Origin of the sequence: Streptomyces sp. SPB162 (assembly GCF_029504575.1) — a bacterium.
In the GTDB taxonomy this organism is placed as follows: Bacteria; Actinomycetota; Actinomycetes; order Streptomycetales; family Streptomycetaceae; genus Actinacidiphila.
The window spans coordinates 5,454,255-5,466,467 of record NZ_JAQFII010000001.1 but is presented as its reverse complement, the minus strand read 5'-3'; the positions used below and the strand labels follow the sequence as shown (position 1 = coordinate 5,466,467).

The following is a 12,213-nucleotide window of genomic DNA, read 5'->3' as shown; positions in this document are numbered from 1 at the left end:
ATGCCCCGCACCCGGCCTTTCAAGTGCTTAGTAGCACTCCTGCGTGCCGGCCTTGACCGACATGCTGAGGCCCTTGAGCTTGAAGGTGCCCGCGCTGGTCGCCCAGGCGGTCTGCTTCACGTCGGTCAGGGTGGCCGTACGGGCCTCCTGCGCGAAGCTGTTCACCAGGGCGGGACCGCCCTGGCCAGGCGTCGTCGCCGGGCCCTGGGCCTTGTTGGTCGAGCCTGCCGCGACACCGATGTTGATGTCCTGGAACTCGGCGTCCGCGTCGAGCTGGTTCAGGTCGATGTAGAGGTTGTCGGCCTCGACCCGCTGGTCCTTGTTTGCGCCGTTGTCGCCCTTCATACCTGCGTGCAGGTTGAGCGAGACGGGGCCGAAGCCGGGAACCGGCACGACCACGGACTGGCACATCTTGGTGATGTAGGCCTTCTTGAAGCCCGAGACGGCGACCGCCTCCGGGGCGCCCCCGCCGGAGTGGGCGTCAAGACCGCCGTACTGGACGAAGCCCTCACCGTCGAGACGCTCGGCGGAGACCTTGAAACTCTGGCCCGACACCGCGAACGACGCCGCGAGCGCGCCCTGGGCGAGCGCCACACCGATCACTGCCGTGGCAGCAACACTCGGCACCATGACAACGGCGAACCGCTTCCACTTGGTGCCGCCTCTAACGACCGACTCCATGACTTTCCTCCTGATCGGACGTACACATCCGGCCGGATATGGAGATCCGGGGCCGGGATGGGGAGAAGAGCTACGTCCTCGGGAAAGGGAGCGCCGTCACCGGAGGCCGGTCCGCGGGTATGCGGACGGCACAGTCCGATTCATCAGCGATCACCCCCGAGCGACAACCACTGGCCACGCTCTCGCGCAACCTGCTGGACAGGCCCTGCTGGGTGGGCAGAGACCCCCCTGTCCGGAAGCGCCGACACGTTCGCCGCGCGCTCCCACTCGGTGGGGACCCTCCCCCGGCTTCCGCCGAGGGTCGCCCCCAGCCGTGCCGACTGGCTGTCGGATGGTCGGGGGTACAGGACCGAGCTTGGCCGATGGTGGTCCATTCCCAGCCGCTGCACAAGAGGTCTCGTTACTAGCGAGTAACGGAAGGATGACGGGAGCGCGATCATCTAACGTCGCGATATAACGCAGCGTAGTTGCGACGAGGGTGTGAATATCCGACAAAGGAGAAGATTGCCGTACGAAGAGGTGGCGATCTTTCACCCGACGTGACAGCGACCGCACTTCATCACGATTGCGTAAAGTGCGGTCGCCGAATCACGGAATCAGCCGCGGTCAGAACAGGACGCGAGCCAGTGCTACACGCGCTGTAACCACGCGGGGGTCGTCGGTGCCGATGACGTCGAAGAGTTCCAGCAGACGCAGCCGCGCGGCGTCCCGGTCGTCACCGGCCGTACGGCGGACGGTGTCCACGAGCCGCCCGAAGGCGTCCTCGACATGTCCGCCGACGAGGTCGAGATCCGCGGCGGCCAGCTGGGCCGGCACGTCGGTCGGGTCGTCGGCCGCGGCCTTGCGGACCGCCTGCTGGTCGGCGTCCTGCACCCGCTGCAGCAGTTCGGCCTGGGCCAGGCCCAGCTTTGCCTCGGCGTTGGCCGGTTCGGTCGACAGCACGTTCCGGTACGCCTGGACGGCGCCACCCAGGTCGCCCGCGTCCAGCGCGTCGTGCGCGGCGGACAGGGCCAGCTCCTGCGGGGTGGCGGGCCGGGGCTCGGGGGCGGCGGCCGGAGCCGCGCCCGCCTCGACGGGAGTGCCGACGATGCCGAAGCGCTGCTCACCGACGGCGATCAGCTGGTCCAGCACCTCGCGGATCTGGTCGTCGGCGGCCGCGCCCTGGAAGAGTGGCATCGCCTGACCGGCGAGCACCGCGAAGACGGCCGGCACGCCCTGGGCGCCGAACTGCTGGAACAGCAGCTGGTTCGCGTAGACGTCAGCGCGCGCGAGGAGCAGGCGGCCGGCGTACTCGCCGACCAGTCGCTCCAGCGTCTCGTTGAGCTGCTTGCTCTGCTCGGCCTGTTCGGCCCAGAAGCTGATGACGACCGGGACCTCGGAGGAGCGCTGCAGTACCGCGCTCTCGAAAGTCTCCTCGGTGACGTCGATGACGAGCGGGGAGGCGGCGGAAGGGGCGGGGGCACCGGCGTCCTGCCGTTGTGCCCTGGCCTGCTCGGCCTTCGCCTTGGCCTCACCGGCCGCCTTCAGCGCGGCGAGGTCGACCACGCCGCTCATGGACATGTTCCGTGGCTGCATGAGGTCAATCCTCCCCCCTCGTCGTGAAAAAGTGTGAACGGCCCCCGGCCGCTCCGCCGGATCGCGGACAGCCGGGAGCGTTCACCGCTGTTCAAGAGTGTCCTTCTCGGCGTGGGTCCCCACCTGCGCCAGTGGTCATCGCTCTTTCGCTACGAGTCGTAGCGTAACTGCTGAATGTCCAATCCCCGCAAGCGCCAACCCCGTCGGGCGACGTGATCCCGGTCACGGTGCGGTCGCGGGCCCCTCGACGTACTGGCCGGTATGGTCCCAGCCATGCACAACGGCACTTCAGCGAAGAGGACCGGCCGCCCCCGCAGCGCCGACGCCGACCACGCGATCCTGGAAGCCACCCGGGCCGCCCTGGTCGAACTGGGTTGGGGCAAGCTGACGATGGGCGACGTCGCCACCCGGGCCGGTGTCGCCAAGACCACCCTCTACCGGCGCTGGGCGGGCAAGAACGAGCTGGTCGTCGATGCCGTCGCGGTGCTCTTCGACGAACTGGAGCTGCCCGACCGCGGAAGCCTCCAGGCCGACATCGAGGACGTGGTGCTGCAGTTCGCGGCGCTGCTGGCGCTGCCCGAGGCCAGGACGGCCCTGATGGCCGTCGTCGCCGAGTCCACCCACGACGACGCCCTGCGGCTGCGGATCCGCGAGGCCATCGTCGACCGCCAGAAGCGCCTCGTGGTCCTCGGCCGCCGCCGCGCCCAGGACCGCGGCGAACTCCCCCCGGACGAGCCCTCGCAAGGCCCCGACGGCACCGACGCCGCCACCCAGATCGACCTCATCTTCGACGTCATCGCCGGCGCGGTGGTCCACCGCACCCTCGTCAGCGGCGAACCGGTGGACCCCACCTGGGCCCGGACCTTCACCACCCTGCTCCTGGGCGGCCTGGCAGCCATCCGCTGACCGGCGACCACCCCGCCGGGACAACGAATGCGGGGCTGCTCGTCGGATCGACGAGCAGCCCCGCACGGCGAGGCCGGAGGCCGCACCCCGTAGCTGTTCCGGGGCGTGGCTCTCAGGAACGCGTCAGTCCCGGCCGGTGGATCGCCCCGGCGAGGCGCGCCGCCGAGGAGCGGTGCGCCGCCGAGGAGCGGTGCGCCGTCTCGGCACGTACCGGACCGACGGCGTCCGGTGCGGTGGGACCCAGATGCCCCGCCGCACCGGACGCCCCGGTCACTCCGTCCGCAACGTCGTCAGAAACCGGACGTCATCGACGTGGAACTCGCCGAATCCGAAGTGCTCGCCCAGCGCCTCGTACCGGTCGTACTGGGCCTGGCTGATCGGCACCCAGTACTCGCACATGGCCCGCAGGAAGAGCCTGAACCCGAGATCCGGGCTGACCTGGGTGACCACCATGTCCAGCGCGGAGACCAGGCCGGCGACCTCCCGGTAGGTGCGGCCCATCGCTGCGGCCCTCAGCGCGGGCCCCGCCAGGAGGAGTTCGTCCAGGACCGCGCCGGCACGAGTGTCCGGGGCCGGCTTCGGCGTGACGCTCCGGTAGGCGGGGTCGTTGGCGCGGAGTTGCTCGACACAGACTTCCGCGACCTCGCTCAGCCAGTGCCGGCCGTCGACCTCGAGACGCTCCAGGTCATGCTGGCGGCCGGTCGCTCCCTGCCACACAGCGGTGACAGCCCAGGCCGGCAGGGATGACGTGAGCAGCCGTGTCGCGTCCTCCAGGATGGCCCGTGCGGCCATCCCGTCGGCGCGTGCGGCAACGGAGGCAACGGCCTCGCGAGCGGTCACTTCGAGGACCCATCGTTCGTCGAACCGCTTCGAGAGCTCGGAGAGCCCGAAGTCCCAGTCGGAGTACGCCTCAGTCACTGTTCGGCTCCTCCCTTATCCGGCGGCATAGGACGTGGCGACGATGTACCCCCCGGGCTTATGCCCGCGCATCACCTGCAGTTTGATGACGTATTGGTTGCCTGCCGGCCGAGCGGCCGCATTCTTTACGTAAGCGGTACCGAGCGATTCCACTTTACCGTAAACGCCCCGAATCTCCAGCAGGGATCCGTCATTTTTGGCAACCCAGTTCGTCAGTTTCTTGACGTTCTTCTGCAGTTTGAGGAATTCCTGCATCCCGTAGTCGACGACGGATTGGGCAAGTTCCGCATCCGTGTACACGGTGTTGATGCCCTTTTTGTCGACCAACTTGATGAGGTCCTCGGGGCTGGGGCTGACATGCTCGGACAGCGTGTGAGCGACATCCGGGAACTTCGCCTCGTCAGCGATCAGGTTCGTGCAGTTGTGCACGAGAAGGTCCTGAGGCCGAGCGCCGCCGGTGCGCGCGTAGAAGGTGTGCGGACCGTCAACAGTCAGGTCGTAGACCGTACGTGACGCGATGCCGTCCCGGTCGCGCACACCACTGACGGCCCGTATGGAACCGTCCGAGGCCCGCAGCAGATCGCCGGCGCGCAGGTCCGAGGCGAAGGTCCAGCCGCGCTGGATGACGTAGATCCGGTGCCCCGCGGTGCTGGTGAGCCAGCCCCCCTTGGTCAGGGCGATGTCCATCAGACGCTCGGTGTGGTGGGCGAAGGTCGCCGTGACCGGCTCCGCTCGCAGTTCGCCGGTGTCCGGATCGGTCGACCGCAGCAGATCGCCCGCCCTGACTTCCCTGATCGGACGGTGGGATCCGTCGGCCATGAGTACCTGTGTACCGCCGGGGAAGCTGTTTCTGGTGCACGCCGCGAACGCTTCCTCGACGAGGTTCACCTCTACCTCGATGGCGGCTATCGCCTTGGCATCGAGGTTGAGCGCCTTGAGCGCCTTGAACGCGTCGCCGATACCGATGCCCGTGCGCATCGCCGCGTCCAGGGAGCGCAGCAAGTCGGCAGCTCGGACGAATGCGGCATCCGGTATGAACCAGGAGGCCGCCCAGGCGCAACTCGCGACACTGCCCTTCGAGCATTCGATGAAGTCGCTCGTGAAGCCCTCCCACACAGCCTTCAGGACGGCCTTGTCCACCGTCGAGACGATCTCCCAATTGCTGAAGTGCTTGTTGACGAACCTGGTCTGCGGCGGCGTCGTCCGGACACCGAGCCAGGTGATGGATTCCACCGGGCACGTGGCTCGGCTGACATCGGTCCCCGCATCCGGGTCGCGGCAGACGTAGAATTCGACGGTCACGGTGAAGTAGAGCTTGTACTGCACATCACAACCGCCGAAGCCCACACCGATCACGCAGTCGTTCTGCGGTGCCGGTTCCTCCAGGTACGTGATTTTCTGCTCGGTGAACATCCGTCCGACACCGGTGGCGCCCCCGGTGGTCAACGTGTTCTGCGCCTGGGCGGTCTCGGTACGGGTCGCGGCCTGCTGTGCTTCCTCGGCGAGCTCTCGCGCGTGCTCGGCCGAGGCTTCCGCGGTGGTGGCGTCGGCCTCGGCCTGGGTGGCGATACCGCGTGCCGTGCTCGCATCACCCTCGGCTGCGGTGGCAGCTCCCCTGGCGGACGCGGCGTCTCGTTCGGCATCGGTCGCCGCGCTCCGCGCTTGGCTCGCGTAGCCGCCCGCGGTGTCGGATGCGGCCGAAGCGGCGGCCGCGTCGTCAGTGGCTTGCTGGTTGTAGGCTACGGTGTGGGTTTCAGCCGTGACAGCGGCGTTCGCGGCGGTCGCGGCCTCTGCCGCCGAGCCACGTGCCTGGGTCAGTGACGCTGCCGCCCTCACGGCGGAACTCGCCGCTTCCGCCGCCGCGGTGGCGGCGGCCTTGTCATCGGCCGTAGCGGCGGCTGCCAGGGCAGCGGCCTCGGTAGCGGCCTTCGCCGCCTGATCGGCCTTGGCCTTGGCCAGGGCCTCCTGCTGCTGTGCGGTCGTCTTGGCCGCCTGCCCGACCAGCACGGCCAGACCGGCGGAGGCGTCGGTCTCCTTGTAGGGAGAGCCGAGCTCGATGGCGTCGTTGGCCGGATTGATGACCTGGGCCGCGGAGTCACGGGCGGCCAGGGCCGCTTGTGACGACGCGTAAGCGAATCCGGCGGTCCGAACCGCATCCGCTGTGGCAGCGGTGGCCTCCGCGTGGGCGATGGCAGCGTCGGCCTTGGCCGTGATCGCCAGCGATTTTGCGGTGTCCGCGTAGATCTTCGCCAGACGTACGTTCTCAGCCGCGGCGGCGGACGCCGTGATGGCATCTGCCGCGGCCGCGTGGGCCTTCGTCACTGCGGCGTTGGTGATCGCCACGTCGCGCTGGGCACCGTCCGAGGCGGCCTTGGCACGCGCCGCGGCGGCGGTGGCGCGGGTGGCCGCCTGACGGGCGTTGGACGCCGCCGTCGTGGCATCGGTAGCCGCCGTTCGGGCACCCGCAGCGGCCGTAGTGGCATCATTGGCGGCCGTCCGGGCGGCGGTAGCGGCTGTCCGAGCCCCGGCAGCAGCATCGGTACCCTCCATCGCGTAGGCATAGGCCTCAGCGGCGTCCGCCTTCGCGCCGGACGTGTCCTGGGTACGCTCAGCGCTCAGGGCGTTATCGCGTGCTGTTGACGCTTTACCCTCGGCTGCCGCTGCCGCGTTCATCTGCGTGGTGGCGGTTGCGCCTGCGGTCTGTGCGGCGCTCAGGGCGTTGGCAGCGGCGGTCCGCTGGGACTGTGCCACCTGCTCGGCCGCGCCGGCCTTGGCCCGCTCGCTCTCAGCCAGCTCCTTCTGCGCCTTGGCCGTGTTGCGCTCGGCCTCGGCTGTCAGTCGCTTGGCGTGCGCGTCCGCGGCCGCGTTCTTGGCGGTGGTTTCAGCGGCTTCCGCCTTGGCCTGGGCGGCCTTGGCCTTCGTGGCGTTGGCGGCGGCCTTCGCCGCTTGCAGGGCGGCGCCGTCTGCGGCGGCCTTGGCCTGGGCTGCGGCCTCCTGCGCTGCGACGCGACGGAACTCCGCCTTGGTGGCGTGTGCCTGCGTCTGTGCCAGGGAGTTGAGGGCCTTGCTGTCGTTGGCCGAAGCCCGCGCGGCGTTCGCGGCGGTCTCCGTTGCCTTGGCAGCGGCCAGCGCTCCGGCGGCGGCGGCCTTGGTGACCTGCGCGGCCTGCTGCGCGTACATCAGACCACGGCCCCGTGGCAGCCCGGCCGTGTCCGAGATGGCGTAGGACGCGGTCTGCGCCGCGGTGACCTTGTCCGCCTGTACCTTGGCCGACTGCGCGGCCCGCGCGGCGACGTATACGCGGCCCAGGGCCCGCGCCTGGGCTTGGGCGATATTGACCTTGGCTTGCGCGAAGGCCGCGGCCGAGGGGTAGTCGCCGGCGCTCGTGGGCTGCTTGAGCCAGTAGGCCTGCCACTCGGTCAGAAGGCCGGCGATCAGCGACTGGCCGACCGACTCGCCCATGGCCTGGGCGGCCACGCCCAGATCGGAGGTGGCCTGCGAGTAGGCGCCAAGGATCGTGTCCCGCTGGATGCTCTGACCGGCCTGCTCGGCCTGCCATTCGAGAGAGGCCGTCTCCACCTCCGCCCCCAGCACCCCGTTCGGGTCCAGGGGATTGTGACTCGTGCACGACGCGAACCGGGCCTTCAGGGCCTCGACGTCGGTGCGAAACTCCATCGAGTCGCTGGCGGGCGCGGAGTCGGGAAATCCACCGCTCTGGTAGAACATCCGGGCGTCGTCGGCGTAGACATTCCCGAAATTACCGCCGGCGTTGGACATGCTGTCGTAGAACGTGCGATAGGGCGCGGTTCCCGGCGCATAGCGGGATTCGACTGCCGTCCTGATGGTTTCCCAGGTTCCGGCGCCGGCTCTCGGGGCCAGATCTTCATTGAAGTACCCGGTCCAGTGGTACGCGCCGCCGAAAATCCACTTCGGCAGTCCGATCTTTTCGAAAATATCAAGGTTGACCGGCGCCATCCAGAAACTGTCGCCTGTATAGGTCGGCAGCCGGAATGGTGTCAGCGAATCCTTCCAGGCCCAGGACCGGAGGGAGATTTCCTCCCCCTTTGCCGTGTGCACCGTAGCGTCTTTGACGGACGCCACGCCCAGTGGGGCATCGTCCCCCTGCACCACCGCTTGGAGAAGTTCGGCGTCGGATCCCCGCAGCCCGGTACGGGCCACCGCCCTGGCCTCCGTACCCCCGACGCGGGTGACGTATCCGAGTCGGCACTGGGCCTCACGGACCTGCGCGGCGTGCGCCGCGTCGAAGGCAGTGGCGGATTGCGTGAGGGCGGAACCCGGTTGGGCCGGCAGGGCCTGTGCTGGGGTGCCGGTGACGATGACCGCGGTCGCGGTGGCGAGGGCGGTGGTCGCGAGCAACCGCGACCACGCTCCTGATGACCGGCGGGCGGGGGGTGGAGCGGCGGTTTTCATGGGCGGGGCAGACCGATCTGTTCGGTGCGGTGCCACGAGCCTTGGAAGACGGGCTCTGCGGCGATCCGAAAGTGGTACGGAGACGGGAAGTTCTGCGGACGAACCCGGCAGGCCGTCAGAACCAGACCCTGCGGTCGGCGAAAGACGGCGAGCGGCCCGGCGGGGACGAAAGGAAGCGGGGCCGGGCACGTGGGGTCAGAACAGGGTGTTGAACGCCTGCCAGCCACCGGTGCCGATCTGCACCCGGGTGGCAAACGGTGTGGCGGCCACACCGGTGCCCTTGAACAGCCACAGCGCGCCCGCCGTGTCGGAGGCGATCAGGTCGGCTTTGCCGTCTCCGTCGTTGTCGCCCGTGGAGACCACCGCGTTGTAGATGTTCCAGCCGGTCCCGGCAACGATGCGCGGCAGCTGGACCATCGCATCGACCACGCCGGTCCCAGTACCGGGATAGAGGTACAACGTTCCGCCAGTGGTCCGCACGATCAGATCGATCTTGCCGTCCCCGGTGAAATCTCCCCGGCTCACGATGCGGTCCATACTGTCGAAGCCGGTCCCGGCCCTGACCCGGCCACCCAACACCCCGTTGGCCTGGCCCGGATAGAGCCACAGAACGCCCGCGGTGTCACGAGCGAGCAGGCCGGGGTACGGACCCCCACCGAGTTTGCCCGCAGTCACCAGCAGGTTGTACATGTCCCAGCCGCCGCCGATGACCTTGGTCTCCGCGCCTCGCTCGGCGGTGTAGTAGAGCGTCCCGCCCATCCGGTAGTACAGGTCGACGCCGGCCCCGTTGTCGGAGATTTCGTTCTGCACCATCGCGGTGGCATCAGCGAATCCGCCACCCAGATCCACCGCCTGCCGCACACCACCGGTGCCAAGGGGCTCATAGTCGTACAGGTGGCCGTCAGCTTTCCGGCCGAACAAGGGCAACACCGGGACACCCGCGGTCGCGGCCGGCCCGGCAGCCTGTGCGGATCCCCGGACGGCAGCCGGCGACGACGCCGACGCCGTGACCGTCAGCACGAGCACGGCGGCCGTAGCGAGACCGGCAGCACGCATCACCGCCCGGCTCATCGGGCGTATAAAGGAATTGAGCATGCGGACGAACGTCCTCACCAACGACACGAGCGCGAACACGCGCGCAGGCGCAGGCGTGACGAAACCGCCCGGCCACCCCCCACGGATGAACACACGCCAGGTCCACGACCATGGCCAACGCACTCTATGGACACACGTGTTCGTTTGTGAAGACCATGTGACGGCGCCTTGTGACCACGAGGACCCCTAGGCCGTGTCTGACACATACCGGCGTCCGCCCGGAGGGCGGGGCCCGGGGCGTCTGGTGCGTGCGATCGCACGGCGGAGGGTCGCCCCTGTACTGGACGTACCGGGGCGGGCCCGACAACTGGGGGCCCCTCCCAGCGGTAGCTGGGGGAGAGCGCGCGTGCCAGGCGTCCCGGGCCAGGCGGGATGTGTCAGACACGGCCTAAGCCCCGGTTCGGACCTGTCGCGCGGCCTACACCTGGTAGCGGTCCGCCGCGAAGAGGCGGAGGTTCTCGGCGATCCAGTCGGAGGTGCGGCGCAGGCCCTCCTGCAAGGAGACCCGCGGCTCCCAGCCCGCCCAATCGCGTGCGCGAGAATTGTCCGAAAGCAGCCGTAGGACTTCGCTGCCCGACGGGCGGAGGCGGGCCGGGTCGACCACGATCCCGGCTTCGCGGCCGGAGGCGGCGATCAGGGAGCGGGCGAGGTCGCCGATGGAGACCTCGCGGCCGGTGCCGAGGTTGACCACCTCGCCGAGCGCGCGGTCGCAGCCGGCCAGGGCCAGGAAGCCGGCGGCGGTGTCGGTGGCGTAGGTGAAGTCGCGGGTCGGCTCGAGGGATCCGAGGCGGATCTCACGGGCGCCGGAGTGCAGTTGGGCGAGGATCGCCGGGATGACGGCCCGCGCGGACTGCCGGGGGCCGTAGGTGTTGAAGGGCCGGACGACGGTGACGGGCAGCTCGAAGGCGTGGAAGTACGACAGCGCCGTCATATCCGCGCCGATCTTCGAGGCGGAGTACGGGGACTGCGGCTGCAGCGGATGGCTCTCGCTGATCGGCACGGTGAGCGCGCTGCCGTAGACCTCGCTGGTGGAGGTGTGGACGAGACGGCGCACCCCGTGGCGCAGGCAGGCGCCCGCCACGTTCTGGGTGCCGGCCACGTTCGTCTGCACGTACGCCTCGGGGGCCTGGTAGCTGTACGGGATACCGATCAGGGCCGCGAGGTGGAAGACGGTGTCGCAGCCGTCGACGGCGTCCATGACGCGGCCCGCGTCGCGCACGTCGCCCGCGAGCATCTCGACGGGGCTGTCCGGCCGCAGGTAGCGGGCGAGGTGGCCGCGCTCGCCGTAGGGCTTGTAGTGCACCAGGGCGCGGACGTTCGCGCCGCGCTCGACCAGGAGGTCGACGAGGGTGCTGCCGATGAAGCCCTCGGCGCCGGTCACCAGCACGGTGCGGCCGGTCCAGTCGGTGGGATGGGTCAGTGGGGTGGTCATGCGGCGTTCCTCAGTTCCAGGGTCTTGGCGGCGAGCAGGTCGGCCGCGCGGGCGTGGGTGCCGGGGTCGGCGGCGCCGCTCATCGCGGCGAGCCGGCGGGGATCCCGGAGCAGCGGCTCGACGAGCGCGGCCAGCCGGTCGGCGGTCGCGTCGGCGTCGGGGAGCAGCACGGCGGCCCCGGCGTCGGACAGGACGCGGGCGTTGTGTGTCTGGTGGTCGCCGGGCGCGTGCGGGTACGGGACGAGCACGGCGGGCACGCCGGTCGTGGCGAGTTCGGCGATGGTGGCCGATCCGGCCCGGCAGATCACCAGGTCGGCGGCCGCGTAGGCGAGGTCCATCCGGTCCAGGTACGCGACGGCCTCGGCGACCGCGCTCCCGGCCAGCCGGGTCCTGGTCTCCGCGAGCGCGGCGGGGCCGGTCTTGACGAGCAGCCGCACGTCGTCCCGGTCCCGCCAGCGCGCCGCGAGTCCGACGGCCGCCTCGGTCAGCCGGGCGGCGCCCAGGCTGCCGCCGTTGACGAGGATCAGCCGGGCGCCCGCCGGCACGCCCAGTTCTGCGCGGGCCCCGCCCCGCAGGGCGGCCCGGTCCAAGGTGGCCAGCGGCCCGGACAGCGGCATGCCGACGGTGTCCGCGCTGATGCCCGACGGAAGGTGCGCGCGGCTGCGGTCGAAGGCCAGCGCGACGTGCGGGGTGAGCCGGGCGGCGAACCGGTTGGCGCGGCCCGGCACCGCGTTGGACTCGTGGACCAGGCTCGGCAGCCCGGCCAGCCGCGCCCCGAGGATCACCGGCGCGCTCGGGTAGCCGCCCATCCCCACCGCGACCTGCGCGCCCTGCTCGCGCAGGATGGTCCGGCAGTGCGCCGCCGAACGCAGCAGCGCGGCGGGCAGCAGGTAGCGGCGGGCGCCGAGCGACCGGTCGAACGGGATCATGTCGACGGTGTGCAGCCGGTAGCCGGCTTCCGGGATCAGCCGGGTCTCCAGCCCGCGTTCGGTGCCGACGAAGGTGACGACCGCCCGTGGATCGGCCCGGCGCAGAGCGTCGGCGAGCGCCAGCCCGGGATAGATGTGACCGCCGGTGCCGCCCGCCCCGATGACCACCGACAAGGGTGTGTGTTCTGAGGTCCGCATGGCCGCAACGCTGACGGGACGCTCTAAGAGGGTTCTAAGAGTCCGGTT

The 12,213-nt window shown here is 70.0% G+C and carries 8 protein-coding genes; 1 reads left to right on the top strand and 7 read right to left on the bottom strand.

Features of this window, described 5'->3' with window-relative positions; translation table 11 throughout:
• Positions 1–27 precede the first annotated feature (27 nt).
• Positions 28–681 (bottom strand): DUF6230 family protein, encoded by a 654-nt coding sequence (locus M2266_RS24870; RefSeq protein WP_277440187.1) that lies wholly within the window; start codon positions 679–681, stop codon positions 28–30.
• A gap of 606 nt (positions 682–1,287) precedes the next feature.
• Positions 1,288–2,256, bottom strand: coding sequence for a tetratricopeptide repeat protein (locus tag M2266_RS24865; RefSeq protein WP_277440186.1), 969 nt, complete (start codon positions 2,254–2,256; stop codon positions 1,288–1,290).
• A gap of 273 nt (positions 2,257–2,529) precedes the next feature.
• Between M2266_RS24865 and M2266_RS24860 the strand changes: the two genes are divergently transcribed.
• Entirely contained in the window at positions 2,530–3,162 is a 633-nt protein-coding gene (locus M2266_RS24860; protein ID WP_277440185.1) for a TetR/AcrR family transcriptional regulator, read from the top strand.
• Between the two features lie 270 nt (positions 3,163–3,432).
• Here M2266_RS24860 and M2266_RS24855 read toward each other — a convergent pair whose 3' ends face one another.
• From M2266_RS24855 to M2266_RS24835, 5 genes are all read right to left on the bottom strand, one after another.
• Positions 3,433–4,080 carry a hypothetical protein gene (locus tag M2266_RS24855; protein WP_277440184.1) on the bottom strand — a complete coding sequence of 216 codons (648 nt, stop codon included), beginning with the start codon at positions 4,078–4,080 and terminating at the stop codon, positions 3,433–3,435.
• A 15-nt stretch (positions 4,081–4,095) separates the two neighbouring features.
• Positions 4,096–8,457: a polymorphic toxin-type HINT domain-containing protein gene (locus M2266_RS24850; RefSeq protein ID WP_277440183.1), complete on the bottom strand. Its 4,362-nt coding sequence runs from the start codon at positions 8,455–8,457 to the stop codon at positions 4,096–4,098.
• A gap of 249 nt (positions 8,458–8,706) precedes the next feature.
• Positions 8,707–9,699: an FG-GAP-like repeat-containing protein gene (locus M2266_RS24845; protein WP_277440182.1), complete on the bottom strand. Its 993-nt coding sequence runs from the start codon at positions 9,697–9,699 to the stop codon at positions 8,707–8,709.
• 325 nt (positions 9,700–10,024) lie between these two features.
• On the bottom strand, positions 10,025–11,038 hold the full coding sequence (locus M2266_RS24840) for an SDR family NAD(P)-dependent oxidoreductase (protein ID WP_277440181.1): 1,014 nt from the start codon (positions 11,036–11,038) through the stop codon (positions 10,025–10,027).
• Entirely contained in the window at positions 11,035–12,165 is a 1,131-nt protein-coding gene (locus tag M2266_RS24835) for a UDP-N-acetylglucosamine--N-acetylmuramyl-(pentapeptide) pyrophosphoryl-undecaprenol N-acetylglucosamine transferase (protein ID WP_277440180.1), read from the bottom strand. The genes M2266_RS24840 and M2266_RS24835 overlap by 4 nt, the downstream gene beginning before the upstream one ends.
• Positions 12,166–12,213 lie beyond the last annotated feature (48 nt).